This window comes from Caulobacter sp. SLTY (assembly GCF_009905535.1).
Lineage (GTDB): Bacteria > Pseudomonadota > Alphaproteobacteria > Caulobacterales > Caulobacteraceae > Caulobacter.
Genome location: NZ_JAAALA010000007.1, coordinates 98,514 through 124,263 on the forward strand (window position 1 = coordinate 98,514; position 25,750 = coordinate 124,263).

25 protein-coding genes are annotated in these 25,750 nt (G+C 67.7%); 14 read left to right on the plus strand and 11 right to left on the minus strand.

Translation table 11 applies throughout. The annotated features are described in order from the left end of the window. Positions 1 to 7: 7 nt before the first annotated feature. A complete protein-coding gene (locus GVN21_RS05810) occupies positions 8 to 5,467 on the plus strand; it encodes an FG-GAP-like repeat-containing protein (protein ID WP_166573779.1) in 5,460 nt (1,819 codons plus the stop codon). Here the strand turns inward: GVN21_RS05810 and GVN21_RS05815 are convergent. Continuing rightward, positions 5,464 to 6,333 carry a hypothetical protein gene (locus tag GVN21_RS05815; RefSeq protein ID WP_166573780.1) on the minus strand — a complete coding sequence of 290 codons (870 nt, stop codon included), beginning with the start codon at positions 6,331 to 6,333 and terminating at the stop codon, positions 5,464 to 5,466. The two genes, GVN21_RS05810 and GVN21_RS05815, sit on opposite strands and share 4 nt — an antisense overlap. 157 nt (positions 6,334 to 6,490) lie before the next feature. Beyond that, a complete protein-coding gene (locus GVN21_RS05820) occupies positions 6,491 to 6,727 on the minus strand; it encodes a DUF2171 domain-containing protein (protein ID WP_166573781.1) in 237 nt (78 codons plus the stop codon). Positions 6,728 to 6,832: 105 nt separating this feature from the next. Between GVN21_RS05820 and GVN21_RS05825 the strand changes: the two genes are divergently transcribed. Continuing rightward, positions 6,833 to 7,015, plus strand: coding sequence for a DUF4169 family protein (locus GVN21_RS05825; protein ID WP_166573782.1), 183 nt, complete (start codon positions 6,833 to 6,835; stop codon positions 7,013 to 7,015). A gap of 201 nt (positions 7,016 to 7,216) precedes the next feature. Here GVN21_RS05825 and gatB read toward each other — a convergent pair whose 3' ends face one another. From gatB to gatC, 3 genes are read right to left on the minus strand one after another with little or no spacing between them, the layout of a single operon-like run. Continuing rightward, positions 7,217 to 8,710 carry an Asp-tRNA(Asn)/Glu-tRNA(Gln) amidotransferase subunit GatB gene (gatB, locus tag GVN21_RS05830; RefSeq protein WP_166573783.1) on the minus strand — a complete coding sequence of 498 codons (1,494 nt, stop codon included), beginning with the start codon at positions 8,708 to 8,710 and terminating at the stop codon, positions 7,217 to 7,219. Further along, positions 8,710 to 10,182: an Asp-tRNA(Asn)/Glu-tRNA(Gln) amidotransferase subunit GatA gene (gatA, locus tag GVN21_RS05835; RefSeq protein ID WP_166573784.1), complete on the minus strand. Its 1,473-nt coding sequence runs from the start codon at positions 10,180 to 10,182 to the stop codon at positions 8,710 to 8,712. The genes gatB and gatA overlap by 1 nt, the downstream gene beginning before the upstream one ends. After that, entirely contained in the window at positions 10,183 to 10,470 is a 288-nt protein-coding gene (gene gatC, locus GVN21_RS05840; RefSeq protein WP_166573785.1) for an Asp-tRNA(Asn)/Glu-tRNA(Gln) amidotransferase subunit GatC, read from the minus strand. It lies immediately after the preceding gene. A gap of 260 nt (positions 10,471 to 10,730) precedes the next feature. On the opposite strand from gatC, the gene ruvX reads away from it, so the two are divergent. Further along, the gene (ruvX, locus tag GVN21_RS05845; RefSeq protein WP_166573786.1) at positions 10,731 to 11,198 is read left to right on the plus strand and encodes a Holliday junction resolvase RuvX; all 468 of its coding nucleotides are present in this window, start codon (positions 10,731 to 10,733) and stop codon (positions 11,196 to 11,198) included. Positions 11,199 to 11,427: 229 nt separating this feature from the next. Here the strand turns inward: ruvX and GVN21_RS05850 are convergent, their stop codons facing one another. After that, positions 11,428 to 12,426: an NADP-dependent oxidoreductase gene (locus GVN21_RS05850; protein ID WP_166573787.1), complete on the minus strand. Its 999-nt coding sequence runs from the start codon at positions 12,424 to 12,426 to the stop codon at positions 11,428 to 11,430. A gap of 135 nt (positions 12,427 to 12,561) precedes the next feature. On the opposite strand from GVN21_RS05850, the gene GVN21_RS05855 reads away from it, so the two are divergent. The 4 genes from GVN21_RS05855 to GVN21_RS05870 all read left to right on the plus strand — a co-directional run bounded on the left by GVN21_RS05855 (position 12,562) and on the right by GVN21_RS05870 (position 16,584). Then, the gene (locus GVN21_RS05855) at positions 12,562 to 13,482 is read left to right on the plus strand and encodes an AEC family transporter (protein WP_166573788.1); all 921 of its coding nucleotides are present in this window, start codon (positions 12,562 to 12,564) and stop codon (positions 13,480 to 13,482) included. Positions 13,483 to 13,529: 47 nt separating this feature from the next. Further along, positions 13,530 to 14,192 carry a glycerol-3-phosphate 1-O-acyltransferase PlsY gene (gene plsY / locus GVN21_RS05860; RefSeq protein WP_166573789.1) on the plus strand — a complete coding sequence of 221 codons (663 nt, stop codon included), beginning with the start codon at positions 13,530 to 13,532 and terminating at the stop codon, positions 14,190 to 14,192. Continuing rightward, positions 14,189 to 15,265 (plus strand): DNA-processing protein DprA, encoded by a 1,077-nt coding sequence (gene dprA / locus GVN21_RS05865; RefSeq protein ID WP_166573790.1) that lies wholly within the window; start codon positions 14,189 to 14,191, stop codon positions 15,263 to 15,265. The genes plsY and dprA overlap by 4 nt, the downstream gene beginning before the upstream one ends. Before the next feature lie 86 nt (positions 15,266 to 15,351). Then, positions 15,352 to 16,584, plus strand: a complete 1,233-nt coding sequence (locus tag GVN21_RS05870) for a serine hydrolase domain-containing protein (protein WP_166573791.1) — start codon at positions 15,352 to 15,354, stop codon at positions 16,582 to 16,584. A 3-nt stretch (positions 16,585 to 16,587) separates the two neighbouring features. Here the strand turns inward: GVN21_RS05870 and GVN21_RS05875 are convergent, their stop codons facing one another. Next, a complete protein-coding gene (locus tag GVN21_RS05875; protein ID WP_166573792.1) occupies positions 16,588 to 17,241 on the minus strand; it encodes a hypothetical protein in 654 nt (217 codons plus the stop codon). Positions 17,242 to 17,312: 71 nt separating this feature from the next. Here GVN21_RS05875 and GVN21_RS05880 point away from each other — a divergent pair, with 71 nt between their 5' ends. The 5 genes from GVN21_RS05880 to GVN21_RS05900 all read left to right on the plus strand — a co-directional run bounded on the left by GVN21_RS05880 (position 17,313) and on the right by GVN21_RS05900 (position 19,997). Beyond that, positions 17,313 to 17,549 carry a BolA family transcriptional regulator gene (locus GVN21_RS05880; RefSeq protein WP_166573793.1) on the plus strand — a complete coding sequence of 79 codons (237 nt, stop codon included), beginning with the start codon at positions 17,313 to 17,315 and terminating at the stop codon, positions 17,547 to 17,549. 3 nt (positions 17,550 to 17,552) lie between these two features. After that, positions 17,553 to 18,386, plus strand: a complete 834-nt coding sequence (locus GVN21_RS05885; RefSeq protein ID WP_166573794.1) for a hypothetical protein — start codon at positions 17,553 to 17,555, stop codon at positions 18,384 to 18,386. Positions 18,387 to 18,448: 62 nt separating this feature from the next. Further along, positions 18,449 to 18,793: a Grx4 family monothiol glutaredoxin gene (gene grxD / locus GVN21_RS05890; RefSeq protein ID WP_166573795.1), complete on the plus strand. Its 345-nt coding sequence runs from the start codon at positions 18,449 to 18,451 to the stop codon at positions 18,791 to 18,793. Between the two features lie 8 nt (positions 18,794 to 18,801). Continuing rightward, positions 18,802 to 19,206 (plus strand): thioesterase family protein, encoded by a 405-nt coding sequence (locus GVN21_RS05895; protein WP_205689961.1) that lies wholly within the window; start codon positions 18,802 to 18,804, stop codon positions 19,204 to 19,206. 44 nt (positions 19,207 to 19,250) lie between these two features. Continuing rightward, on the plus strand, positions 19,251 to 19,997 hold the full coding sequence (locus GVN21_RS05900; protein WP_166573797.1) for a hypothetical protein: 747 nt from the start codon (positions 19,251 to 19,253) through the stop codon (positions 19,995 to 19,997). On the opposite strand, the gene GVN21_RS05905 is transcribed toward GVN21_RS05900, so the two are convergent. Further along, a complete protein-coding gene (locus GVN21_RS05905; RefSeq protein ID WP_166573798.1) occupies positions 19,994 to 20,347 on the minus strand; it encodes a hypothetical protein in 354 nt (117 codons plus the stop codon). The genes GVN21_RS05900 and GVN21_RS05905 overlap by 4 nt on opposite strands. A gap of 63 nt (positions 20,348 to 20,410) precedes the next feature. On the opposite strand from GVN21_RS05905, the gene GVN21_RS05910 reads away from it, so the two are divergent. After that, positions 20,411 to 21,580: a serine hydrolase domain-containing protein gene (locus GVN21_RS05910; RefSeq protein ID WP_166573799.1), complete on the plus strand. Its 1,170-nt coding sequence runs from the start codon at positions 20,411 to 20,413 to the stop codon at positions 21,578 to 21,580. A gap of 54 nt (positions 21,581 to 21,634) precedes the next feature. Here GVN21_RS05910 and rpsD read toward each other — a convergent pair whose 3' ends face one another. After that, positions 21,635 to 22,252 carry a 30S ribosomal protein S4 gene (gene rpsD, locus GVN21_RS05915; RefSeq protein ID WP_166573800.1) on the minus strand — a complete coding sequence of 206 codons (618 nt, stop codon included), beginning with the start codon at positions 22,250 to 22,252 and terminating at the stop codon, positions 21,635 to 21,637. Positions 22,253 to 22,481: 229 nt separating this feature from the next. Here rpsD and GVN21_RS05920 point away from each other — a divergent pair, with 229 nt between their 5' ends. After that, positions 22,482 to 23,930 (plus strand): FAD/NAD(P)-binding protein, encoded by a 1,449-nt coding sequence (locus tag GVN21_RS05920; protein WP_166573801.1) that lies wholly within the window; start codon positions 22,482 to 22,484, stop codon positions 23,928 to 23,930. Here the strand turns inward: GVN21_RS05920 and fghA are convergent. Next, positions 23,927 to 24,760 carry an S-formylglutathione hydrolase gene (gene fghA, locus GVN21_RS05925; RefSeq protein ID WP_166573802.1) on the minus strand — a complete coding sequence of 278 codons (834 nt, stop codon included), beginning with the start codon at positions 24,758 to 24,760 and terminating at the stop codon, positions 23,927 to 23,929. The two genes, GVN21_RS05920 and fghA, sit on opposite strands and share 4 nt — an antisense overlap. 371 nt (positions 24,761 to 25,131) lie before the next feature. Beyond that, positions 25,132 to 25,746 (minus strand): energy transducer TonB, encoded by a 615-nt coding sequence (locus tag GVN21_RS05930; protein ID WP_166573803.1) that lies wholly within the window; start codon positions 25,744 to 25,746, stop codon positions 25,132 to 25,134. Positions 25,747 to 25,750: the final 4 nt, after the last annotated feature.

A 25,750-nucleotide genomic window follows, 5' to 3' on the forward strand; every position in this document is an offset into this window, starting at 1 on the left:
GGAAGCCATGACGGCTCCAATCATCACGGGCCTCGCGCCGCGTTTGCAGATCGCGTCGCTCGTCTCCGGCACGCCGACACTGCTGGACGCCGATGTCACCGTCACGGACACCGAAGAGGACTTCGACGGCGCCACCCTGCGCGTGGCGGGCCTCAATCCGACGGACATCGTGGCGATCCGTGACCAGGGCGCGGGCCCGACCAACATCACCTATGACGCCATGGCCGGCACGGTGTTCTACGGCGGGGTCCTGATCGGCTACGTCCAAGGCGGCGAAGGCGGCGACCTGGTGATCACCTTCACCGCCGACGCCACCAACGCGGCCATTGAGGCGCTGATCGAGAACCTGACCTTCTCAACCAGCAATCCGGCGCCGGGCGAAATCTATCTGACCATCACCCTCACCGACGCGGCCGGGGAATACAATTCCAGCGGCTCCGGTGTCGCGTTCACCCAGAACGCCAACCTCGGATCAGTCGCGATCTATACCCAGACCTCGGCGGCCTTCATCGACTACGACGCGGACGGCGACTTGGACATGGTGGTGGGGGGCGCCGAACACGCCGGCCTGATCCTCTACAACAACCTCGGCGACGCCAACGCCCCGCTGTTCGTCGAGGCCGACCCCCTCACCAGTCCGTTCGCCGAGGCGACGTCCGCCCGCGCCTCCCCCCTGTTCCACGATGTGGACGGCGACGGCGACCTGGACCTGGTGATCGGCACGGCCGCCGGCACGATCGACTATCTGGAACAGACCTCGGCCGGGGTCTGGGAAGCGCGCACCGGCGCCGCCAACCCCTTCGACGGCATCTCGGTGGCCAGCGGCAACGCCGTGGCCGCCCTGGCCGACATGGATGGAGACGGGCTGCTCGACATGCTGGTCGGCGGCAACCTGATGGACCTCGTCTACTACAAGGGGACCGGGACCGTCGCCGACCCCGAGTGGACGATCCAGCTCGCCTCCAACGGCGACATCGACTGGTTCGACGGATTGCAGAACGGCGTCTGGGACCGGGCCCCTACCCTGGCTGACTTCGACGCAGACGGAGATATCGACCTGATCCTGGGGGGCTACCTCGCGGGCCCGGCCTACTTCGAAAATGTCGGCACAACCAGCCAGCCGATCTTCAGCGTCCCGGTCGTCGATCCTTTCGAGGGCATCAGCGACTACTATCACCAGGTCACCCTGGCGGATCTGGATGGCGATGGTGACCTGGACGCGGTGGTGGGCGGCGGTTTCGGCGTCGACTTCTATGAGGCCGTGCTGCCGCCGGGCGCGCCGCTCACCGTCGAGATCACCTCGAATCTGCCCAGCATCAGCGGCCTGCCGGGCGCGGTCACCGTCGCCGAGAACAACGGCGAACAGGGGCTGGGGCTGGACATCGATGTCTTCGACGGCCTGGACGGCATTCCCGGCGGCAGCCTGACGATCACCGGCCTGCTGGCCCAGGACAGCCTGACCATCGTCGATGTGCCCGGCGCCATCGAGGTCAATGACACGTCCGGCGAGGTGACCTTCAACGGCGTGGCGATCGGGGCAGCGAGCGGAGGCCTGAACGGCGCGGACCTGGTGATCGCGTTCACCGGTGCGGCGGACGCCGCCGCCGTCGAGGCGCTGATCGAACAGCTGGCCTTTCGCAACGACGAGACCAATCCGGCCCTGGCCCGCACCCTCACCCTGCTACTGGCCGACTCCAACGGCGAGGTCGTCGGCGACGCCTCCGAGTTCCAGATGGCCGGGGATGAGATCGGCGGGATCGGCTTCATCCAACCCAATTACGGCTCACCCGCGCTCGGCGACCTGGATGGGGACGGCGACCTCGACATGCTGGTCGCCGACGCCGCCGGCGACGTCTACTTCTACCTCAACGTCGGGACCGCCGAGGCGCCCGACTTCCGGCAACAGCCGCTCGAAACCGACTTCTTCGGCCTGACCAACTTCCCGGCCGGCTATGCGAACCCGGCGCTCGGCGACCTGGATGGCGACGGCGACCTCGACCTCATCGTCGGGGATGACGATGGAAATCTTCTGGCCTTCGAAAACCAGCGTGGCGGCGCCGAAGGGCCCCTGTTCCAGGCCTTCGCGATCGATCCCTTCGACGGGGCCACGACCCCGCCGGTCGGCGGCCTCGCTATCGCCGACATCAACGGCGACGGCCTGCAGGACGTGGTGGTCGGCACAAGCTCCGGCAGCCTGCGCTTCTATCTAAACACCGGCACGGCGTCGGAGGCCGTCTTCGAGCGCCAGACTGGCGGCGCCAACCCGTTTAGCGGGATCACCGGCACGGGCTTCGTCGCCCCGATCCTGGGCGACATCGACGGGGACGGCGATATTGACCTGCTGTTCGGCAGCTACGACGCGCTCCAATTCTATGAAAACACCGGCGACGCCCAGAATCCGGTCTTCACCGCCGCGGACTCTCCCGTCCCGGACTATCCCGGACAGGTCGTACGCGGTGCGCTCGGCGACATCGATGGGGATGGCGATCTCGACCTGATCGGCGCCGATATCGACGACATCGTCCTCTTCACACAAGGCAGCCAAGGCTACAGCCTGCAGGTCAACATCGACCCAGAGTACGAACCGGCCACGCTGACCCTGACCACCAACAGCTTCACCTTCGACGAGAACGCGGTCAACGACGCCCCTGCCCTGCTGACCCTCGGCGCCGCCTTCAATCATCCGGACGGCATGTCGCCGATGTCGGTGCTCTACATCGACCGCGTTCTGCCGGAGGAGACCATCTCCATCCGTAACCAGGGCACGGCCTCGGGCCAGATCGGCTATGACGAACTGACCGGCGACATCACCTATGAGGGCGTGCTGATCGGGAACTTCTGCGGCTGCAGCGGAGGCGACGTCTCGGTGGAGTTCTCCGCCGGGGCGACCAGCGCGGCGGTCCAGGCGCTGCTCAACAACTTCACCTATTCCAACAGCTCTGACACCCCCACCGCCATCCGGGAGCTCATCGTCGGCTTCACTGACGGTAACAACATCCCGTTCGACGGGCCAACCATTCCCGACTTCCTGAACGTGACCGGCGGCATCCCCTTGCTGGACGGCGTCGACATCGGTTCCAACGCCACCCCCATGACCATCGACGTCGACGAGGACGGCGATATGGACCTGGTGGTCCGCGACAGCAGCGGCTTCCTGCATGTCTTCGAGGCCAGCGTATCGGGCCTGGAACAGCTGGACTCCGTGGCCAACCCGCTGGCCGGCGCCGGCGACGCCATCCCCAACGACGGCGGCTACCTGCTGTTCGACGGCGATTCCGACAACGACCTGGACCTGCTTGTCGTCAGCTCGGGCATCCTGCGCGGCTGGACCAACAATGGCGACGGAACCTTCACCCTGGGCGGTGTCGGGCTGGGCGCTGAGCTTGACGGCTTTGACGTCACGGGCGTCCGTAACCTGGTCCAGCTCGACGAGGACAACATCGTCATGGGCGCCACGGACGGCACGATCCGCCTGCTCCAGTACAACGTCATCGACATGGCCTTCGTCGAGATCACCGGTCCGGCCAACCCGTTCAGCGGCATCGATGTAGGAACCAACGCCGCCCTTGCCTTTGGCGATATCGACCGGGACGGCGACCAGGATCTGATTGCTGGCGGCAACGACGGCCTGCTGCGCCTCTATGTCAACGAGGCCGGCGCCTATGTAGAGGCCACAGGGGCCAGTAACCCCTTCGACGGCTTCAGTGTCGGGACAAACGCCGCCCCGGCTCTGCTCGACCTCGACGGCGACGGCTTCCCCGACCTGCTGTTCGTCGGCAATGGCGATGGGACCTTCAGCACCTTCCTCAACACCTCCACGACCGGCCTGATCGTCACCATTACGGTCAACGCCGAAGCCGAAACCGCGGTGGACGACAGCTTCGCGGCGATGGAGAACCAGACGGTCAACGGCGACCTGCTGGCCGACAATGGTTCCGGCATCGACGAGGACGGCGCCGCCATCACCCATATCAACGGCCTGGTCTTCACATACGGGGCGCCCATCACCCTGCCGTCCGGCGCCCGGCTGACCGTCAATCTCGACGGGACCTTCAGCTACAATCCCAACGGCCGCTTCAACGGCCTGGCCGCCCCCGGCAGCGGCGCCGCCAACACCACCGCCACCGACAGCTTCACCTACGCCACCGCCACCGGCGGCCTGGCCACTGTGACCGTCAATCTGACCGGCGTGGACAGCGGCTCCGACGTCGTCCAGGGCACGCCTGGAGATGACGTGCTCGATGGCGGCATAGGCGGTGACGTGCTCAACGGCGGCACAGGCGCTGACGACATGACCGGCGGGGCGGGAGACGACACCTTTGTCGTCGATGACGCCGGGGACGTGACCCGCGAACTGACCGGCGGTGGCAATGATCGCGTCCGCTCGACCGTCAGCATCACCCTGGCCGACTTCATCGAAAACCTGAACCTGGAGGGCACGGCCGAGATCGACGGAACCGGCAACGGCCTGGCCAACCAGATCAATGGCAACGAGGGCGCCAATGTGCTCAGCGGCGGCGGTGGCCGCGACCTCATCAAGGGTGGCCTCGGTAACGACACCCTGAACGGGGACGACGATATCGACCAGCTGCTCGGCGAAGGCGGAAATGACATCCTGAACGGCGGCGCCGGCGCCGACCGTCTCGACGGCGGCGTCGGGCTCGACACCCTCGACGGTGGAGACGGGGCGGACATCCTGGAGGGCGGCGCAGACGCCGACACCCTGTTCGGCCAGGCCGGCGCCGACCAGCTGCTGGGGGGAGACGGGAATGACGAACTCGACGGCGGGGCGGACCACGACATCCTCAATGGCGGAGCCGGCGCCGACGAGATGATCGGCGGCCTCGGCGACGACACCTTCTTCGTCGACGACCTCGGGGACACCACCATCGAGACCTCCGGCCAGGGCACGGACACCGTCCGCGCCAGCCTGAACTGGACCCTGGCCGACCACATCGAACGCCTGACCCTCGAGGGCGGCAATGACCTCGAGGGTCAGGGCAATGGCCTGGCCAACCTGATCACCGGCAACAGCGGCCACAACACCCTGTACGGCATGGCCGGCGCCGACACCCTCAAGGGCGGACTCGGTAATGACACCCTCGTCGGCGGGACCGGCAACGACATCCTGGTCGGCGGCGACGGCGCGGACGCCTTCGTGGTGCTACAGGAGTCGATCTCCCTCAGCGGCGGGCTGGGCCAGGTGCTGGACGTGGACTCGGTCAGTGACTTCAGCTTGCTGCAGGGCGACACCATCGACCTGTCGGCCATCGACGCCATAGCCGGCGGCGGGGACGACGCCTTCGCCATCGTGTCGAACTTTACCCGCGCCGCCGGCCAGATGACCCTGATCTTCAGCGGCGGCGTCACCCTGCTGGCGCTTGATGTCGATGGGGACGCCAAGGCCGACTACCGGATGAGTATCAACGGAGACGTCCGGTCGGAAACCGGGATCTGGGTGCTCTAAATCCCGAGAGCCACCATAGTCTCCCGTCCGGCTCCGATGGTCTGGGCGTAGGTACTGGCGTAGAAATAGACCAGACGCTCGCGCAGCATGGGGGTCAGCAACAGCTCGCGGCCCCCAGGCGGTCGCTCGAAGAAGCCGGCCCTCTCGCCGATCTCGATAAATCGGGCCACGTGGGTTCGCGACACATCGAATGCCCTGGCCAGCGCATTCATCGACAGCGGCACCGGCAGGCAGGGGGGATAGTTGTCTTCCGGACGCGTGCCGGCCAGCAGCTTCATCAGCAACAGGGGTCCGGCATGGCGCTCGTAGAGCACGGCCAGTCCGCTTGGGTGATGCTGATAGGAGGCGGCGATGGTCAGGGAGTCCCGCCCGTGAACAGCCATGAAGGCGTTGAAAACCTCCGGCTTGTCCCACCTCTCCAGCAGACGGTTCAGGGAAGGGTCGACCTGCGCCGTGGCCTCAAGCTCCAACCTGAAACGTGCGCGGAAATTTTCCCAGAGCCCCCTGCTGGGCGCCAGCACCAGGGATCGGCGGTCCGCCTGCTCGGGCGCCTGCTCAAAGAGCCCGATATCGCGCATGTAGCCCAGCAGCGCCTCGGCGGCTGTGGCGCTGATGAAGGATGACTGGTTGCAGAGGCCCTTCAGGCGGGTCAGCGTCAATCCCCCTGGAGTCACATGAAGGTGCATGCAGAGTGCCCCCACGTAGAACCGCCCCAGGTCCTTGAACACTGCCGAGAACGCCGGCTCGGCGTCATAGTGGCTAAGCGCGCCGATGGTGGATTGCTTTAGCGCCTTGGAGAAGCCCGGGTGGGCAATGATACCGCCGATGTTTTCGGGACCGAATCGCTCGTAGAACCAGAGGACCAAGGCCTCTCTGGAACGGGCTTCCGCCAATGATTCTGCCAACGCCACCATTTTGAGGTGATGGTAGGCTGAGCGAACAACGATCTCAAACAACCGGTGGGAGACTGGAAAGAGAGTTCGCGTCCGACAACCCCAGGAGCCGCCGGACGCGCTATCCCTGCTAGTGCTTTTCGCGCCAGGCCGCCTTGGCGGCGTCGGCGGTCAGGTTCAGCTTGACCTTGTCGTCCTCGACGAAGTCGACCCAGCTGAGCGGGATGAGGTGGTGTTTGAACCCGCCGGCGATATCCAGCTTGGCCAGTTCGATGTCGGTTCCCAGCACATGGTCGACGCGGCCGACATGTTTGTCGTCCGAGCCGATGACTTCCATGTGTTCGCGGATGGCGGTGGTGTCGGTCATTTGAAGCTCACTCCAGGCGTTACAGGGGCCCCGTCCCGAGGCCATCTCAACGGCTCTGGAGCCGGTCGGTTTCCCCAAGATGCTGAGAACGGCTAGGCTCGGGACATGGCCGACGTGATCAATCTCAACAAAGCCCGCAAAGCCCGCGCCAAAACCGCCGGCAAACAGGCGGCCGTCGAGAACCGCGCGAGGTTCGGCAGAACCGGCGCGGACAAATCACTGGAAGCTGCCCGCAAGGCCAAGGCTGACCAGACGCTGGACGGCGCGAAACTGACGCCGGAGGAGTGAGCGCTTCACCCACGCCTAGCGCCGCTCTCCCCCATCGCAGATGGGGGAGTGGCTTTGGCGAGCGCTGCAAGCGAGCCAATCCGAGGGGGTCCCATCCGCCGGTTCAGGAGGAACCTCCCAACCGCCGGCGCTGCCCCGCCTCCTGGTCCGTCGCTCACGCTCCGAACCGTCCTCCGCCCCCTCGCGGGAGCGGAGAGCAAGCTACTCCACCCCAAGCTTCGCCTTCAGGATGGCGTTCACCGCCGCCGGATTGGCCTTGCCGGCCATCTCCTTCATCACCTGGCCCACGAACCAGCCGATGGCCTGAGGCTTGGCCTTCACGGCTTCCGCCTGGCCCGGATTGGCCGCGATCAGTTTCTCGACCACCGCCTCGATCGCGCCGGTGTCGGTCACCTGGACCAGCCCGTGCTTCTCGACGATCGCCGCCGGCGCGCCTTCGCCGGCCCACATCAGCTCGAACACCTGCTTGGCGATCTTCGAGCTGATCGTCTCCTTCTCGATCAGCTCGACCAGCGCCGCGATATCCGACGGCGGGATCGGCGAGGCGTCGAACTCCAGCCCGTCGGCCGACAGCTTCGCCGCCAGCTCGTTGGTCGTCCAGTTGGCGACCAGCTTGGCGTTGCGCCCCACCGCCGCCGCCTCGAAGTAAGCCGACAGCGCCGCATCCCCGGTCAGCACACCGGCGTCATAGGCCGAAAGCCCATACTGGCTCTGCAGCCTCGCCTTCTTGGCGTCCGGCAGTTCGGGCAGACCCGCTTCGATTTCCTTCACCCAGGCCGCGTCCAGCACCAGCAGCAACAGGTCCGGGTCGGGGAAGTAGCGATAGTCGTGCGCGTCCTCCTTCGACCGCATCGACCGGGTCTCCATCTTCGTCGGGTCGAACAGCCGGGTCTCCTGGTCTATCTTGCCCCCGTCCTCGAGGATTTCGATCTGCCGCCGCGCCTCGTACTCGATGGCCTGCTGGATGAACCGATAGGAATTGACGTTCTTGATCTCGCACCGCGTCCCCAGGTGCTTGAAGTCACCGCTCTCCCGGAACCGCTCATAGTCCCCCGGCCGGCACACCGACACGTTGACGTCAGCCCGCAAGTTGCCCTTCTCCATGTCCCCGTCGCAGGTGCCCAAGGTCACCAGGATCGCCCGCAGCTTCTTGACGTAAGCCGCTGCTTCTTCAGCAGTTCTCATGTCCGGCCGCGAGACGATCTCCATCAGCGCCGTGCCCGACCGGTTCAGGTCGACATAGGTGGCGTTCGGATCCAGGTCGTGGATCGACTTGCCCGCATCCTGCTCCAGGTGCAGCCGCTCGATCCGCACGGTGAAGCTCGAGCCATCGGCCCGCTCCACCAGCACCTCGCCCTCGCCGACGATCGGCTGGTCGAACTGGCTGATCTGATAGCCCTGCGGCAGGTCGGGATAGAAGTAGTTCTTCCGGTCGAACCGGCTCTTCAGATTGATTTGCGCCTTGAGTCCGAGGCCCGTCCGCACCGCCTGCTCGACGCAATAGCGGTTCAGCACCGGCAGCATTCCCGGCATCGCCGCATCGACCAGGCTCACCTGCTCGTTCGGCCCCGCGCCGAAGCCCACGGCCGCCCCGCTGAACAGCTTGGACTTCGACGCCACCTGCGCATGAACCTCCAGGCCCAGCACCATTTCCCAGTCGCCGGTGCGACCCTTGATCGTCTTGCCGTCGCTCATCACCACCACCGCTCCGCCCGGGTCTTGAACACGGCGGCCTTTTCAATCGCCCCAGCCACCGAGAACACCGTCCCCTCGTCCAGCGCCCGCCCGATCAACTGCAGCCCCAGCGGCAGCCCCTGGGCGTCGAGCCCCGCCGGCACGCTGATCGACGGCAGGCCGGCCAGGTTGGTGGTCACCGTGAACACGTCGTTGAGGTACATGGCGATCGGATCGGCGTTCCGCTCGCCCAGCGCAAAGGCCGCCGACGGCGCGGTCGGGGTCAGCAGCACGTCGCATTGCTCCCAAGCCTTGTCGAAGTCCTCGGCAATCCGCCGCCGCACTTTAAGCGCCTTCAGATAGTAGGCGTCGTAGTAGCCCGCGCTCAGCACATAGGTGCCGATCAGCAGGCGCCTTTTCACTTCCGCCCCAAAGCCTTGCGCCCGCGTGTTCTCGTAGATCTCGGTGAGGTTCGCCCCCTCGGCCCGGTAGCCGTACCGCATGCCGTCATAGCGGGCGAGGTTGGAGGACGCCTCGGCCGGGGCCACGATGTAGTAGGCCGGCAGGGCGTATTTGGTGTGCGGCAGCGACACCTCGACGATCTCGCAGCCGGCTTCGCGCAGCCAGGCGATGCCGTCTTCCCACAGCTTCTCGATCTCGGGCGGCATGCCGTCGACCCGGTATTCTTTGGGCACCCCCACCCGCAGCCCCTTCACCGACTGGCCGACAAAGCTCGCGAAATCAGGGGTTTCGACGTCCAGGCTGGTGCTGTCCTTGGGATCGTGGCCGGCCATGCTGGTCAGCAGGATGGCCGCATCCTCAACCGTCTTGGCGATCGGCCCGGCCTGGTCGAGCGAACTGGCGAATGCGACCACCCCCCAGCGCGAGCACCGCCCATAGGTCGGCTTGATCCCCACCGTGCCGGTGAACGCCGCCGGCTGGCGGATCGACCCGCCGGTGTCGGTCGCCGTGGCGCCCAGGCACAGGTCCGCCGCCACCGCCGCCGCCGAGCCGCCCGATGAGCCGCCGGGAGTGAGGGTCTGGTTGCCGCCCTTGACCTTCCACGGGTTGGAAACCGGCCCGAAGGCGCTGGTTTCGTTGGACGAGCCCATGGCGAACTCGTCCATGTTCAGCTTGCCCAGCATCACCGCCCCGTCCCCGAACAGGTTGGCGGTCACCGTGCTCTCGTATGGCGGCTTGAAGTCGCCCAGGATCTTCGAACAGGCCGTCGCCCGCACACCCTCGGTGCAGAACAGGTCCTTGATCCCCAGCGGCGCCCCTTCCAGCGGCCCGGCGTTCCCCGCCGCGATCCGCGCGTCCGAGGCGGCCGCCATCTCCAGCGCCTTCTCCGGCGTCTCCAGCACGAAGGCGTTCAGCGGCCGCGCCGCCTCCACCGCCGTCACATGCGCCTGGGTCAGCTCGACGGCGGAAAACGCTTTGCTCTTAAGCCCTTCCAGGGCGCCCTTAAGCGTGAGGGAAGTCAGCGCGCTCATCTATTCCACCACTTTCGGCACGACGAAGAAGCCGTCGGCGGACTTCGGCGCGTTCAGCACCACCTTCTCGACACAGGCCCCGTCGGTGACCACGTCCTCGCGCAGCGGCGCCACCGCCGCCACGGCCGAGGTCATCGGCTCCACCCCGTCGGTGTCGACCTCCTCCAGCTGCTCGATCCACTGCAGGATGCCATTGATCTCCCCGGCCATGGGTTCGAGCTGCGCCTCTGGCACGGCGATCCGAGCCAATCTGGCGACCTTGCGCACGGTGGCGGCGTCAACGGCCATGGGGCCTTTTCTCCAGTCAAAACAGAGGCGGTGGTTAGCCGCCGGGGGGGCGTTCTGGCAAGGATAACCGGTGGATTTGGCGCATTCCGCTGCAAGTTGCTCTCCCTTCGGGGGAGCTGTCAGCCGCGCAGCGGCTGACTGAGGGGGTCCTCCACCATCGGAGCGGACCCCCTCCGACCGCCCCTACGGGGCGCCCACCTCCCCCGAGGGGGGAGGATCTGACGTTTGACGGGCCCTCCCCCCGCGCCTACAGCCCGCCCATGGCCATCCTCGATCTCCTCGACCTGCCGGCCGCCCTGCCGCAATACGCCCCCCTCGTCGGCCTCGACCCGGGGGAGAAGACCATCGGGGTGGCGGTCTCCGACATCACCCGCACCGTCGCCAGCCCCCTTGACGTCATCCGCCGCGAGAAGTTCACCCAGGACGCCGAAGCCCTGTTCAAGTTGATGGAGAGCCGGGGCGCCAAGGGGATCGTCATCGGCCTGCCCGTCAACATGGACGGCACGGAAGGCGTCCGCTGCCAGTCCAACCGCGCGTTGGCGAGGAACCTCCTTCGTCTGCGCGACATCCCCATCGCCTTCTGGGACGAGCGGCTTTCAACGGCGGCGGTCACCCGCGTCTTGATCGATGAGCACGATGTGAACCGGAAGCGGCGCGGCGAGGTGGTCGACAAACTCGCCGCCACCTGGATTCTGCAGGGCGCCCTCGAACGCCTCCGCAACGCCTAGGACTCGCGAATCTCCGCAGTTCCGCCCCCTCTGGGGGCGGGGGACCGCGCGCGAATACGCGCGTGGTGGTGGGGGCAGCGCCAGCCGTTCAGGACAGATCGCGTTCTGGCGCGGACATCGACTTCGGCATTCATGGTCAACCGGAAACGCCGGCGCTGCCCCCACCACCACCGCCTTCGGCGGCGGTCCCCCGCCCCCAAAGGGGGCGGAATTGCCGTTGGTTGGCGCCCTACCCCGCCACCCTCACTATCCGCTTCCCGACATTCTCCCCGGCCAGCAACCCGATCAGCGCTCCCGGCAGGCTCTCCAGCCCCTCCAGCACATCCTCCTGCACCTTCAGCTGCCCGCTCGCCGCCCAGGCCTGCAGGTCGGCCATCGCCTGGTCGTTCTGGTCCGCGAAGTCGCTGACGATGAACCCCCGCAGCCGCAGCCGCTTGGTGACGATCAGCCCCGGCACCCCGCGCGGCCCGAACGGCGCCGCGTTCTCATACTGCGACACCGCCCCGCAGCAGGCGATCCGACCATTCACGTTCATCTGGAACAGGCAGGCCTCCAGGATCTCCCCGCCGGTATTGTCGAAATAGACGTCGATCCCGCCCGGCGCCGCCGCCTTCAGGTCCTTGAACAGGTTGCCGCCCTTGTAGTCGACCGCCGCGTCGAACCCGAACTCATCGACCAGCATCTGGCACTTGGCCGCGCCGCCGGCGATACCGACCACCCGGCAGCCCTTGATCTTGGCGATCTGGCCGACGAACAGCCCGACCGAACCCGCCGCCGCCGACACCGCGACCGTCTCGCCGGCCTTGGGCATGCCGCACTCCAGAAGGCCGAAATAGGCCGTCAGCCCGGCCACGCCGAACACGCTGATCAGGTGGGTCTGCGGCTCCACCCGCGGCAGCTTGGCCAGGTGCTTGGCCTTGAGCACCGCATACTCCTGCCAACCGGTATCGGCGAACACCAGGTCGCCCACGGCCAGGTTCGGCGCGTTCGACTCCACCACCTCGGCCAGCGCACCGCCGGCCATCACATCCCCGGCCGCCAGAGCCGAGCGGTACGTCGCCCCCTGCATCCAGGCCCGGTTGGCCGCGTCCAGGCTGACGTACAGCACCTTCAACAGCACCTCCCCCTCACCCGGCGATCCACGCTCCCCCTCGCTCAACCGGAAATGCTCCGGCCCCAGTTTGCCCTTGGGCAGGTCGGCAAGGACGATCTGGCGATTGGCGGTCATGGAATGGCTCTCCCTGAATTTTCGCCAACTTGGCGCCCCAAGCCCCCGCTCCGCAATGGGGACCGGTTGCGCGCGAAGCGGGCAACCGGTCCCCAAGACGGCGCCCCTTCGGGGAATCCCTGTAAGGGCCGCTGCATGAGCGCAATCCTCCTCGGCGTCCTGCCCGTCTTCGCGATGATCGCGCTCGGCTGGGCCCTCAAGGCCTCGAAGTTCATCCCCGAAGAACACTGGCCCGCCATCGAGCGGATCACCTACTTCGTCTTCTACCCGGGCTTCCTGATGCCGGCGGTGTGGAAGGCCGACTTCTCCGCCCTGTCGGCCGGCCCCTTGGCCATCGGCACGATCGGCGGCATGGCCGCCGTCGCCCTCGCGGTCCTGGCCGCCAAGCCCCTGTTGCGCATCCCCGACCCCGCCTACACCTCGGTGTTCCAGGGTTCGCTCCGCTGGAACACCTTCGTCTTCCTGCCGCTGGTGGCCGTGGTCTACGGACCGGCCGGCGCGGGCCTGGGCGCGATGATCATGGGCGCCCTGATCCCGGCCATCAACGTGATCGCCGTGCTGGTTATGAGCCGCTGGGGCGAGGGCCAGGGCGGCGGCCTGAAGACCGCCCTGCGCGGCCTGGTCCAGAACCCGGTCCTCTGGGGCTGCGGCGTCGGCGCCCTGTTCAACATCCTCCATGTCCCCAAGATCCCGGCGGTGATGAGCTCACTCGACCTGCTCTCCGCCGCCGCCCTGGCCCTGGGCCTGGTGGTCGCCGGCGCCGGGCTGAACTTCGCCTACGTCCGCCGCCGCCAGCTGCTGATCGCCTCGGTCAGCGCGGTAAAGCTGCTGATCCTGCCCGTCCTGATGTGGACCTTCACTGGCCTCGCCGGCGGCGATGAGACCGCCAAGGGCATCGCCCTGCTGGTCGGCTCCGCCCCCGGCGCCGCCGCCTCCTACGTGCTCGCCCGCCAGATGGGCGGGGACGCCCCGCTGATGGCCGGAATCGTCGCCTTCACCACCGCCGCCAGCCTGGTCACCATCCCGGCGCTGCTGATCCTGTTCCACCTGCCTTGACCTGACCCGCGCCCGCACCCCATCGTCCCCACCGGGAGGCAAACCTCATGGAATCTCTTGCCGGCGCCGCCGTGCTTACCCTCGGCCTGGCCGCCCTGGCCGGGTACCTGCTGGGTTCGATCCCCTTCGGCTTCATCGCCGCAAAGATGGCCGGGATCGACATCCGCACGGTCGGCTCGGGCAACATCGGGGCGACGAACGTCCTGCGCACCGGGCGCAAGGACCTAGCCTTGGTCACCCTGATCGGCGACTCCGGAAAGGGCGCGGCCGCCGTGGGCCTGGCCTACGCCTTCGGCCGCTGGCAGCAGATGGGCGAGCCCACCACCCAGCTGATCATGGCCATTGCGGCCGCCGGCGCCTTTACCGGCCACCTGTTCCCGGTCTGGCTGAAGTTCAAGGGCGGCAAGGGGGTCGCCACCTTCTTCGGCACCATGCTGGCCCTGGTCTGGCCGGCGGCCCTGCTGGCCGGCGCCACCTGGCTGGCCATGGCCTTCCTGTTCCGGATTTCCTCGCTCGCGGCGCTGACCGCTGTGGCCCTGGCCCCATTCTTCGTCCTGGCTACCGAGGGGGGCCATCCGGCCATGGTCGCGGCCATCTTCATGGCGGTGCTGGTCTATATCCGCCACGCCGACAACATCCGCCGCCTGCTCAAGGGCGAGGAGCCGAAGATCGGGGCCAAGAAGGCCGCCGCCGCCGAACCAAAAGAATGACCGACGAGGAGCGCCTGGCCTGGCTGCGCCTGGCGCGCACCGAACAGGTCGGTCCGGTCACCTTCGACCAGCTGCTGCGCCGCTACGGCTCGGCCGCCGCCGTGCTTGAGGCCCTGCCGAACCTGGCCCAGCGCGGCGGCCGAAACGGTCCCCTGCGGATCCCCAGCCTCGATGACGCCCGCCGCGAACTCGACGCCGGCGACCGCATCGGCGCCCATCTGCTCTGCGCCACCGAGCCGGCCTTCCCGCAACAGCTCGCGGCCCTCGACCCGCCCCCGCCCCTGCTCTGGGTGCTCGGCGACCTGAGCATCGCCAACCGGCCCACGGCCGCGATCGTCGGCGCACGCGTCGCCTCGGCGTCCGGCCAGACCTTCGCCAGGGGCCTCGCCGCCCAACTCGGCGCCGAAGGGGTGACCATCGTCTCCGGCCTGGCGCGAGGCATCGACAAGGCGGCGCACGAAGGCTCCCTGGCCACCGGCGCCATCGCCGTCCTCGGCGGCGGACCGGACGATATCTACCCGCCCGAGCACCGCGACCTACACCGCCAGATCGCCGAGCGCGGCGCCGTCGTCTCAGAGAGCCCGCCCGGCTATCGCGCCCAGGCCCGCGACTTCCCCCGCCGCAACCGCATCATCTCCGGCCTTTCGCTCGCGGTGGTCGTGGTCGAGGCCGAGCTGAAGTCCGGGTCCCTGATCACCGCCCGCCTGGCCGGTGAGCAGGGGCGCGAGGTGCTGGCCGTCCCCGGCTCGCCGCTCGACCCCCGCGCCAAGGGGACCAACAACCTGATCCGCCAAGGCGCCGCCCTCTGCGAAGGCCCGGAGGACGTGCTGGAAGCCCTGCGGCAGGTCTCCGTCCGCGAGCCTGACCACCGCTGGCAGGGCCCGGCTGACGATGTGGACATCGATGCGGTCCGCGACCGCCTAGCCGCCCTCCTCTCCCCCACGCCGGTATCCCGCGACGACCTGGTCCGCGCCGTCGGGGAACCCGCCCCGGTGGTCCTCGCCGCGCTTACCGAGCTGGCCCTGGCCGGCCGCGCCGAGCTGTTGCCAGGCGGCATGGTCAGCTCGGCCTGAAATCGTACCCCATTTTCGAATTGCCCCCGCCCGTCCCCATCCGCCATGATGCGGGTAACGAACCAAAAGACGGGAGAAGAACGCCGATGGACGCCCAATCGAACTGGACCGGCCTGGACGCCGCCCGCCTGGAGCGGATCGGCGAGCATCTGACCCGCAACTACATCGAGCCCGGCAAGATCGCCGGCTGCCAGATCGCCGTCAGCCGCCACGGCCACCCCGCCTACAACGCCGTCTTCGGCAGCATGGACCTCGAGCGCAACAAGCCTATGCGCGAGGACACCATCTTCCGCATCTATTCGATGACCAAGCCCATCACCTCGGTCGCCCTGATGACCCTGTTCGAGCGCGGCTTCTTCCAGCTCGACGACCCGGTCCACCGCTTCTTCCCCGAGTGGAAGGCCCAGCGGGTCTGGGTCTCGGGCGAGGGCGAGGACATGGTCACCGCCCCCCTCGACCGTCCGGTCAGCATCCGCGACGTGCTGACCCACATGAGCGGCCTGACCTACGGCGGCGGCCTGCCCGGCGTGGGCATCCAGCACCCGGTCGACAAGGTCTATCGCGCCCTGAAAATCCGCAGCCTCGGCGCCGCCGACAGCCTGCCCGAGTTCATGGCCAAGCTCGGCCAGGTGCCTCTGCTTTTCCAGCCGGGCACGAAGTGGATGTACTCGCTCGCCACCGACGTCTGCGGCGCCCTGGTCGAGCGCATCAGCGGCGTACCCTTCGACAAATACCTGCAAGACGTCATCTTCGACCCGCTGGGCATGATCGACACCAGCTTCCAGGTCGCGCCGGAAAAGGCTGACCGCTTCGCCGCCAACTATCAGCGCAACCCCGACAAGACCCTCGGCGTGATCGACGATCCCGGCGCCAGCGCCTACCTGCAACCCGCCAAATTCCTCTCAGGCGGCGGCGGCTTGACCGGCACCTGCGCCGATTACATGCGCTTCTGCGAGATGCTCCGCCGTGGCGGCGAGCTCGACGGCCACCGTATCCTCGGCCCCCGCACTCTCGACCTGATGACCCGCAACCACCTGCCCGGCGACCAGGACCTGACCGACATCGCGCTGGGCACCTTCTCCGAAACCACCAACCGCGGCGTCGGCTTCGGCCTCGGCTTTGCCAGCACCATGGACGTGGTCACCACCGGCGCCCTCGGCGAAGGCGACTACTATTGGGGCGGCGCCGCCTCGACCATCTTCTGGGTCGACCCGCACGAGGACCTCTGCGTGGTGTTCATGACCCAGCTGATGCCGTCGGGGACGTTCAACTTCCGGGGCCAGCTGAAGAACATCATCTATTCGGCGATGGTGGACTGAGCCCTATTTGTCCCCGTCGCGCACCCAGCGGGTGGCCTCGCCCCTGGGTTCGCTCAGTTCGTAGCGTTCCGACAGCTTGGCCGCGCCGGTCAGCGCCGCCTTGCTGGACGGAGTGCAGCCTGACTGCTGTTCGTCCATCACCATACCCGGCGACGGTTCCAGCGTCCCGAAGCGGGGCTGGCCGTCTTCGCGCTTGGAATCCTTCGGCGGCGGAGGACCGCACTGCACGATCCAGCCCGTGTATTCGATGATCCGACCCTCGCCGTCGCTTTTCACCGGCTTGACCCCGATGTACATGAACAACTTCGGCCCATCGCCCTTTTCCTGCAGCTCGATCTGCATCACGCGCGGATCGCCCGCGGCCAGCACGAAGGGAACCTTGAATGGCTGGCCGTCGTCTCCGACGCCGGTCATCGCGCCGTCCTTGACCACGATCCAGCCGGCGCACTCGGGCCATTCGGTCGCCGGCTTCTTGAGGTCCACGTCGCAGCCCTTCTCGACGCTGACCCATAGGCCGTCCTTCATCGCCGGCGCCCCGGCGGCGTCGGCGGCCGTGTAGGTCGGCTCGGTGGTGATCACCAGGTTGCAGGCGCTCAAGCCGGCGGCCAGCGCCAGGCCCGCGGCGCCCCTTAAAACCCACTGGCCAAGTCGACGCATCGCGATCCCCCTTTGCAACATGGTAAGGGATACCTTGCACCGTCTGCTCGACAAACCGGAGTCTGATTCCCGTGCCCATGCCCGCCGCCGAACTGGACCGCCGCCTGCGCGAGGCCTTCCCGGACGCCGAGGTGACCATCACCGACCTGGCCGGCGACGGCGACCACTACAAGGCCCGTATCGTTTCGCCCACCTTCGCCGGCCTGACGCGGGTGCGCCAGCATCAGCTCGTCAACCGCGCCCTGGAGGATGTGCTGGGCACGGTGCTGCACGCCCTGGCCCTCGAGACGGCCGTCCCGGACGCCTAGGCCATGCGCTACCGCCCGTTCGGCGCCACCTACGGCATGGCCGTTTCCACCGTCTCCCTGCTGCTGGAGGACCGGCGGCTGATGTCGGCGCGCGACTGGCGCGATCTGCTCAACGCCGCCATGACCGCCGGCATCAACTGCTTTGAGCTGGTCGGCTCCAGCGAGGCCCTGATCGACGGCCTGCGGCAGGCCCTTGCCGGCGTCGAGCGCCGCCTGGTTTTCCTGGCCTGGCAGGCCCCGCCCATCGGCGATCCGGCCAGGGCGGCCGGCCAGGTGATAGGTCAGCTTGAGATCGACTACCTCGACCTGCTGATCCTGCTGGACCCCTCGCGGGCGCCGCAGGTCCAGTCCCTGCGTCAGGATCGGCTGGTCCGTCAGGTCGGCGTCTGTGGCGAGGGCGAGGTCGCCGATCAGGCTCTGACGATGACCGGAGTCGACGCCCTGATCACCCCCTACAGCCTGACGTCCGGCTGGAAGGAGCGGCACCGGTTGAAGGTGGCGTCCGAGCGGAACATGGCGGTGATCGCCTATGACATCTGCCCCGTCGCCCTGACCGGAGACGACAAGCCCAGCTTGATCCCCAAGGGCTGGTTCAAGAAGAAGAAGGCCGCCGACAGGAAGGGGCCCTACCAGTTCCTCAACGAGGCCCATGGCTGGACCGCCGAGGAAATCTGCCTGGCGTTCGCCCTGTTCGAGCCGGCGGTGACCTCGGTGCGCATCGAGGCCGACAGTGTCGAGCGCATTGCCAAGCTGGCGACCGTGCCCGAGCGCGACCTGCCCACCGGCGTGGCGGCCCAGATCGAGATGGCCCGGTTCTCCGCCGACGGCCGCCGCTGACCTTGACCTTCGCCGCCCCGGCGCCTAGCTGTGGCCTTGGTTTCTTTTGAGGATTTGCCCCCATGTCCGAGGCTGATGTCGCCGACCGCGTGCACGCCTTCATCAAGCAGGCCGTCACCGACAACCCGGTGGTGCTGTTCATGAAGGGCGAACCTGACCAGCCGCGCTGCGGCTTCTCTTCCCAGGTGGTGCAGATTCTCGACCACCTGGAAGTTGATTTCGTCGGGGTGGACGTGCTGCAGAGCGACGCCCTGCGCGACGGCATCAAGACCTTCAGCGACTGGCCGACCATCCCGCAACTCTATGTGAAGGGAGAGTTCGTCGGCGGCTGCGACATCGTCCGCGAGATGTACCAAGCGGGCGAGCTGAAGACCTTCCTGGAATCGCAGGGCGTCACGCCGGCGTGAGCCGAGCTCTGACGCCGCCCGACGGCCAACAGACCTTCACCTTCGATTTCGCCCCCCAGGATCGCGACATCGACGAGAACGGCCACGTCAACAACGTGGTCTACCTGGCCTGGATGCAGGACCTGGCCACCGGCCACTGGCGGGCTCGCCTGCCGGCCGAGGAACAGTCGAAGTGGGCCTGGGTCGCGCTGCGCCATGAACTCGACTACCGCCGCGCCCTGCTGCCGCACGAGACGGCGGTCGGCGTCACCTGGATCGGTGACCGGCGTGGCCCGCGGATGGACCGCTTTTATCGCATCGACGGCCCCGACGGCGAAATGTGCGCCCAGGGCCGCTCTGAATGGTGTCTGATCGACGCCGGCACGCGCAAGCCCGTCCGCGTACCGGACTGGATGTCGGAGATGTTCCGCTAGCGGGCCGCGCCGGCGAGGGTATGATCCCCAACGAGGGGGACACCATGCGCCGCGCCATCCTGATCGCCTTGGGCCTGACCGCCGCCTTCGCGGCCGCCGTCCCGGCAGCAGAGCCGCTTCAGCCCTGCGCCTCCGGAGCGGAGTCCGACGGGGTTCCGGTCTCGTCGGAACGCCGGCACATCCCCGCCATCGGCGAGGACGCTGAGGTGACGGTCGGTCAGTCGCTGATCCGCGAGGAGACCCACGGCGTCTATCCCTACAGCGTTGAGATCTTCGACGACCTGACCTTCGTTGGGAAACTGGAGGGCGCGCGCGGCCTGACCCTGTTGGTGCCGAAGGGCGTCTACACCCAGCCCCTCACCTCGACCTATGGCGACAGCTACGCCATCCCCGATGGTCGAATTATCAAGACCCGCAGCCCCGGCCGCGAGTATCCCGGCACGGTCAGTCTCTCGGTCAGCCGAACCGAGGGCGCGCCGGTAACGGCCTACCTGAAGTACAACAATCGCCGAGGCTCCGTGAGCATGCCGGCCCGCTACAAGGTCAGCTACTGCCAGGCCCTGGCCGCGCCGAGCGTAACGCGCCAACTGATCTATACAGGGGTGGCCGCCAACATCGTCAGCTTCCAGTATCGCGAAACCTCGCGGGTCGCCGGTGTCGCGCCGACGATCCAGGAACTGCGCTACGACCTCAACCACGGCTCGGAAATCGGCTATCAGGGCCTGAGGATTCAGATCGTCAAGGCGGCCAACGCGACCATTCGCTATCGGGTGCTCAGCCCGTTGGATTAGCGCCCCGCCAGCGGATTGACGATCGCCACCGCCTGTCCGGGCTTGAGCCCCAGCTCGTCGTAGGTGAACGCGATCTCCATCGGCCGGGGCGCGGCCTTGCAGTGGTCCATCTTCTTGCGGCCGAACGCGACGGCGACCCGATCTCCCTTGCGTTCGACGAAGAAGGCGAAGTCTTCCTTGGCGGTGCAGCCGGTGGAGGTGACCCGGATCACCAGCGCATCTGCCCGAACCTCGGCGCTAAGCAAGGGCTCCAGCTCGACCATTCCGGCATCGGGGGAAGAATAGACGGCCTTGGTCGCACAGGCGGAGACCAGCAGCAGGGCGGCGAGGAGGGCGTGGCGGCGTGTCATGCGATGAGCAAAGACACAGCCTCCGCCCTTGTCTAGCCTTGGCGGGTTTTCGGGGAGTCACCCATGCGTCTTGCCGTCCTTGCCATCGCTGCCGTCCTGCTCGCCGGCCCTGCCGTCGCAGTACCGCCGGAAGAACCGCCCCCACCGCCCTGGGAGCCCTTCGCGCCGAACCAGGCTAAGCGGGTTATGGACCAGACGGGCGCGCGCGGCCTGGCCATGGCCCGGATCCACAAGGGCAAGGTGCAGTGGGTGCGGGCCTTCGGCGAGCGCAACGCAAAGGGCGAGCCGCTGACGCCTCAGACGGTGATGTACGGCGCCTCCCTGACCAAGGCCGTATTCGCCTACACGGTGCTGCAGTTGGTCGATGAGGGGAAACTCGACCTCGACGCGCCGATCTCCCGATACCTGACCCGGCCGCTGCCGGAGTATGCCGGCTTCGGCGACGCCTACGCCCCCTATGAGACCCTGAAGGACGAGCGCTGGCGGTCGATCACCCCGCGCATGCTGCTGACCCACAGCGCCGGCTTCAGCAACTTCTACTGGGACAATCCGGGCGAGCAGCTGGTCATCCATTTCGATCCGGGCAGGCGGTACGCCTACAGCGGTGACGGCCTGATCCTGCTGCAGTTCGTGCTCGAGAAGGGCCTGGGCCTGGACCTTGGCGCGGAGATGCAGCGGCGGGTGTTCGATCGCTTCGGCATGAAGAACACCAGCATGAAGTGGCGGCCCGACTTCGCCGCCAATCTGGCGGATGGATGGGACGAGAACGGCAGGCCCGAGCCGCACGACGAGCGCAGCCGGGTCCGCGCCGCCGGCTCGATGGACACCACCATCGAGGACTTCGCCCTGTTCGCCGCCGGCATGGTGCGGGGCGAGGGCCTGTCGCCCGCCTCCCGCCGCGAGATGACCCGTGGCATCTTGCCGATCACCACCGCCAGCCAGTTCCTGACCCTCCAGCCAGAGCTTCCCCCCGCCGAGCGGCGCAAGGACCTGGCGGCGGGCCTGGGCGTAGTCGTGTTCGACGGCCCCATGGGACCTGGCTTCTTCAAGGGCGGCCACAACGAAGTCACCGCCAACACCTGGGTCTGCGTCGAGCGCGAACAGGACTGCCTGGTCATCCTAGCCAACGACGTTAGGGCCGAGAAGGCGTTTCCGGAATTGGTCGGCTATCTGCTGGGCAAGACCGGCGCGCCCTATGACTGGGAATACGGCTTCCGACCCAACGCCAAATAGAAAAAGGGCCCCGGATCGCTCCGGGGCCCTCGATCTCTTGGTCGGGTTCTACGCTTACGAGGCGTAGAATTCGACGACCAGGTTCGGCTCCATCTTCACCGGGTACGGCACTTCGGCCAGTTCCGGGGCGCGGACGAAGGTCGCCGCGAAGGAGCGCACGTCAACGGTGACGTAGTCGGCGAAGTCCCGCTCGGACGAGCCCAGGGCTTCAAGCACCAGCGCCATGCTGCGCGACTTCTCACGCACGGAGACGACGTCACCCGGCTTGACCCGGTAGCTGGCGATGTTCACCCGCTTGCCGTTGACCAGCACGTGGCCGTGGTTGACGAACTGACGGGCGGCGAACACGGTCGGCACGAACTTGGCGCGGTAGACGATGGCGTCCAGGCGGCTTTCCAGCAGCGCGATCAGGTTCTCGGAGGTGTTGCCCTTGCGACGGGCGGCCTCGGTGTAGGTCTTGGCGAACTGCTTCTCGGTCAGGTTGCCATAGTAGCCCTTGAGCTTCTGCTTGGCCTTCAGTTGCAGGCCGAAGTCGGAGACCTTGGACTTGCGGCGCTGGCCGTGCTGGCCGGGGCCGTACGAACGCTTGTTGACCGGGGACTTCGGGCGACCCCAGATGTTTTCGCCCATCCGGCGGTCGATCTTGTACTTGGCGCTCTGGCGCTTGGACATAAGTCACTCTTCAATTGTCGACCCGGGCCGGCGACCCCGTCAGTGGGGCCACGATCTCAACGGCGGCTTCGGATCACCCGTCATGTAATCCACCACCGTCCGGCAAGCCGGCGGCGTGGAAGGCGCGGTGTATGACGGCGCGGGACCGGTAAGTCAACCGTTGTGGGTTGCCCCAAGGGCACGGGCTGGCGATGGTGTCGCTGGATTCGCCTGAGGCCGCAGGACCCGAATGCCCGATCTCTCGACGTCTCCCGCCCGAACCATCGCCATAGTCGGCGGCGGGTTCAGCGGGACCTTGCTCGCCTTGAAGCTGACGGCCGCGCGGCCGGAGTGGCGCGTCCTGCTGATCGACCCCGCCGTCCGGGCGGGGCGCGGCCTAGCGTACGGGGCCTGTGAGCCCTACCACCTGCTCAACGTGCCCGCCCACCGGATGGAGACCGGCCTCACGCCGCCCTTCCAGGCCTGGCTGGCCGGGGCCGGCGTCCACCTCGACGACGCCCTGGCCGAGAGTGACGGGGTTATGGCCGACGCCTTCCTGCCCCGCGCGCTGCTGGGCGACTATCTGCAGCAAAGACTGGAAGACGCCCGCTCGACCGACCCCGCGCGCGGCCTCCATACGGTCCGGGGCGAAGCCGTCGGCCTCCTCGATGCGCCGCGCCGGGGTGTGCGGCTGCTGGACGGGCGGGAGATCGTCGGCGACCTGCTGGTCCTGGCCACCGGAAACCTGCCGCCCCGTGCGCCGCTGCCGGGTGATTCCTGGCTGCACGACCATCCGTCTTTCATACCTGACCCCTGGGCGCCGCGCGCGCTCGAGGGCGGGGATCCCGAGGCGCCCGTCCTGATGCTCGGCACCGGCCTGACCATGGTCGACATCGCCCTGAAGCTGGCCGCCGAAGGTCAGAAGGGGCCGATGTACGCCGTCTCCCGCCGGGGCCTGCTGCCCACCGCCCACAAGGCCGGCGGCGCCTGGTCGCCGTTCGTAGCCCCCCTCCTCCCCGCTTCGCCCCTGGCCCTGAGCCGCGCCATCCGCGCCGCCGCGCGCCAGGCGGAGCGGCAGGGCACGCCCTGGCAGCGGGTGATGGACGCGGTGCGGCCGGCTATTGCTCGTGTCTGGGAAACCTGGACGCCGTCCCAGCGCCGCCAGTTCCTGCGGCACCTGCGGCCCCGCTGGGACGTCCACCGCCACCGCATGGCGCCGCGTGTCGCCGCCCGTCTCGACGCCCTGCTGGAAAGCGCCGCCCTCACCGTGCTCGGCGGCCGGGTCACCCGCTGGGAGCGGGCGGAGGGGGGTGTGCGCGCCCACCTTCACCTGCGCGGCCTGAATGCCGAGCAGAGCCTTCGCGCGGCCCGCGTCATCAACTGCACCGGCCCGCGCAGTGACCTGGACCGCCTGGCCAACCCGCTGTTCGCCGATCTCGCCCGCCGCCGGCTGATCCGGCCCGACCCCTTGGGCCTGGGCCTGGAGACCACCGACTGCGCGGTTCAGGACGCCGACGGCCGCGTCTCCGACTGGCTCTACGCCGTGGGGCCCCTCACTCGCCCCGCCCTCTGGGAAGTCACCGCCGTGCCGGAGATCACCGCGCAGATCGACCGGCTCAGCCACGAACTGGCCCAGGACGCCGAACGGCCCAGGGCCGCGTTGGCCGAGGTGTTCATCGACATGGGCGCGGGGATTTAACCCAGCTTCGCGGCGTGCCAGGCGATGTGATCGGCGATGAAGCTGGTCATGAAGAAGTAGCTGTGGTCGTAGCCGGGCTGGCGGCGCAGGGTCAGCTTCTGGCCGGCGGCAGCGCAGGCGGCCTCCAGCAATTCGGGCTTCAGCTGGCCTTCGAGGAACTGGTCGCCGAGGCCCTGATCGACCAGGATGTCATCGAACTTCGCCGCGCCGGCCTCGATCAACAGGCAGGCGTCGTGCGCCGCCCAAGCAGCGCGGTCCTCGCCCAGGTAGGCCGTGAACGCCTTTTCGCCCCAGGGACAGCGGGTGGGCGAGACGATCGGGGCGAAGGCCGAGACCGACTTGAACAGATCGGGGTGGCGCAGGGCCAAGGTCAGGGCGCCGTGGCCGCCCATGCTGTGGCCGAACACGCCGCGCCGGACCGGATCGGTCGGGAAGGCGCCGTCCACTGCCGCTAGCAGATCGCCGGTGATGTAGCTTTCCATCCGGAAGTGCGGCGCCCACGGCGCCTGGGTGGCGTCGACATAGAAGCCAGCCCCCTGCCCCAGGTCGTATGCCGGATCGTCGGCCACGCCCTCGCCGCGCGGGCTGGTGTCCGGAGCGACGATGATCACGCGGTGCTGGGCTGCGGCGCCATTGGCGCCGGCCTTGGTGGTGAAGTTATCCTCGGTGCAGGTCAGGCCCGACAGCCAGACAAGCACTGGAAACGGACCATCGCCTGGAGGCACGAAGACGCTGAATTTCATCGTCGTGCCGGTGGCCACACTTTGGTGGCGGCAGTAGCTGAGGGCGCCACCGTGGACGCGGTGGGTCTGTGTGATCTCGACGCTCATGACCGACCCTTAGCCGCCCAGCGCGACAATCCCAACAGCAGCCACGAAAGTTGGATGTCTATGACCGTCCGACACAGGTAAACGCGACAGAGCAATCGCCGCTCTGGCCCAGGCTGACAAAGCCCTGGCCCTCGTCGTCCAGGCGGCAACCATTCAAAGGCTACCCAACGGCGCGGGTCGGGCGGCCCAGCAAGCATTCAGGCGCTGGCAGTGAGGTGGCATGATCCAGCGCTCCACCACGGGGCGCTCCAAACGGTCGGCCGTGCCCCGCTCTGATCCACTCGCTGATAGCGGACCATCAGCTCTGATGCCGATAGCAAAAGGCCCCGGAGTCGCCTCCGGGGCCTTCGCTGGTTTCAACTCGGAAATCGCTACTCTTCGGCAGGCGAGAAGGAGAGCGGGATCCGAACGGTGGCGCCACCGACCGGCTGTCCGTCCGCGGTTTGAGGCCGCATCTTGAACTGCCGGCTGAGCCGGAGGGCCGCTTCACCGAAGCCGTAGTCCGCGGGATTTTCCGAGACCACCGAGCAGGCGCTGACCGTACCGTCGGAGTTGACGGTGCAGGACAGGGTCACCCGGCCCCCGACGTTGGCGCGCTGGGCGCGGTCGGGATAGGCGCGGTTCACCGCTTCACCGCTCGGCTTGCGCACCCAGTCCGGTCGTTGGATGACCGGGTTGCGGGGCGGCGCAGGCGGCGCCGGAGGCGCAATCTGCGGCGGAGCCGGCGGCTGCTCAACCCGCTTCTCCACCGGAGGCAGAGGCAGCGGCGGCGGCGGCGGCTTGATCAGCTGGGTGTCCAGCTTCTCATCCACGAACTCCCGCTCCTTGATCACGAACTTGGCGCCGTAAAGGTACCAAGCCAGGATCCCGTGGAGGCCGATAACCACCGAGATGGCGACAATCCAGGCGACAGGGCTCGCCTTGGGCTTGGGCGCGTCGAACGGATTGTGGATCGGATGCGCCAGATCTGCTGTTTGTTCTGACATATCG

Bases quoted from the DNA above. Each gene is read 5' to 3' on its own strand.
- GVN21_RS05885 (WP_166573794.1), top strand. From the start codon at position 17,553: ATGCGCTACCGCCCGTTCGGCGCCACCTACGGCATGGCCGTTTCCACC.
- rpsD (WP_166573800.1), bottom strand. From the start codon at position 22,252: ATGTCCAAGCGCCAGAGCGCCAAGTACAAGATCGACCGCCGGATGGGC.
- plsY (WP_166573789.1), top strand. From the start codon at position 13,530: ATGGAATCTCTTGCCGGCGCCGCCGTGCTTACCCTCGGCCTGGCCGCC.
- dprA (WP_166573790.1), top strand. From the start codon at position 14,189: ATGACCGACGAGGAGCGCCTGGCCTGGCTGCGCCTGGCGCGCACCGAA.
- GVN21_RS05910 (WP_166573799.1), top strand. From the start codon at position 20,411: ATGCGTCTTGCCGTCCTTGCCATCGCTGCCGTCCTGCTCGCCGGCCCT.
- gatB (WP_166573783.1), bottom strand. From the start codon at position 8,710: ATGAGCGACGGCAAGACGATCAAGGGTCGCACCGGCGACTGGGAAATG.
- GVN21_RS05920 (WP_166573801.1), top strand. From the start codon at position 22,482: ATGCCCGATCTCTCGACGTCTCCCGCCCGAACCATCGCCATAGTCGGC.
- GVN21_RS05900 (WP_166573797.1), top strand. From the start codon at position 19,251: ATGCGCCGCGCCATCCTGATCGCCTTGGGCCTGACCGCCGCCTTCGCG.
- GVN21_RS05870 (WP_166573791.1), top strand. From the start codon at position 15,352: ATGGACGCCCAATCGAACTGGACCGGCCTGGACGCCGCCCGCCTGGAG.
- GVN21_RS05930 (WP_166573803.1), bottom strand. From the start codon at position 25,746: ATGTCAGAACAAACAGCAGATCTGGCGCATCCGATCCACAATCCGTTC.
- gatA (WP_166573784.1), bottom strand. From the start codon at position 10,182: ATGAGCGCGCTGACTTCCCTCACGCTTAAGGGCGCCCTGGAAGGGCTT.
- GVN21_RS05905 (WP_166573798.1), bottom strand. From the start codon at position 20,347: ATGACACGCCGCCACGCCCTCCTCGCCGCCCTGCTGCTGGTCTCCGCC.
- GVN21_RS05820 (WP_166573781.1), bottom strand. From the start codon at position 6,727: ATGACCGACACCACCGCCATCCGCGAACACATGGAAGTCATCGGCTCG.
- GVN21_RS05855 (WP_166573788.1), top strand. From the start codon at position 12,562: ATGAGCGCAATCCTCCTCGGCGTCCTGCCCGTCTTCGCGATGATCGCG.
- ruvX (WP_166573786.1), top strand. From the start codon at position 10,731: ATGGCCATCCTCGATCTCCTCGACCTGCCGGCCGCCCTGCCGCAATAC.
- gatC (WP_166573785.1), bottom strand. From the start codon at position 10,470: ATGGCCGTTGACGCCGCCACCGTGCGCAAGGTCGCCAGATTGGCTCGG.
- GVN21_RS05850 (WP_166573787.1), bottom strand. From the start codon at position 12,426: ATGACCGCCAATCGCCAGATCGTCCTTGCCGACCTGCCCAAGGGCAAA.
- GVN21_RS05875 (WP_166573792.1), bottom strand. From the start codon at position 17,241: ATGCGTCGACTTGGCCAGTGGGTTTTAAGGGGCGCCGCGGGCCTGGCG.
- grxD (WP_166573795.1), top strand. From the start codon at position 18,449: ATGTCCGAGGCTGATGTCGCCGACCGCGTGCACGCCTTCATCAAGCAG.
- GVN21_RS05810 (WP_166573779.1), top strand. From the start codon at position 8: ATGACGGCTCCAATCATCACGGGCCTCGCGCCGCGTTTGCAGATCGCG.
- fghA (WP_166573802.1), bottom strand. From the start codon at position 24,760: ATGAGCGTCGAGATCACACAGACCCACCGCGTCCACGGTGGCGCCCTC.
- GVN21_RS05825 (WP_166573782.1), top strand. From the start codon at position 6,833: ATGGCCGACGTGATCAATCTCAACAAAGCCCGCAAAGCCCGCGCCAAA.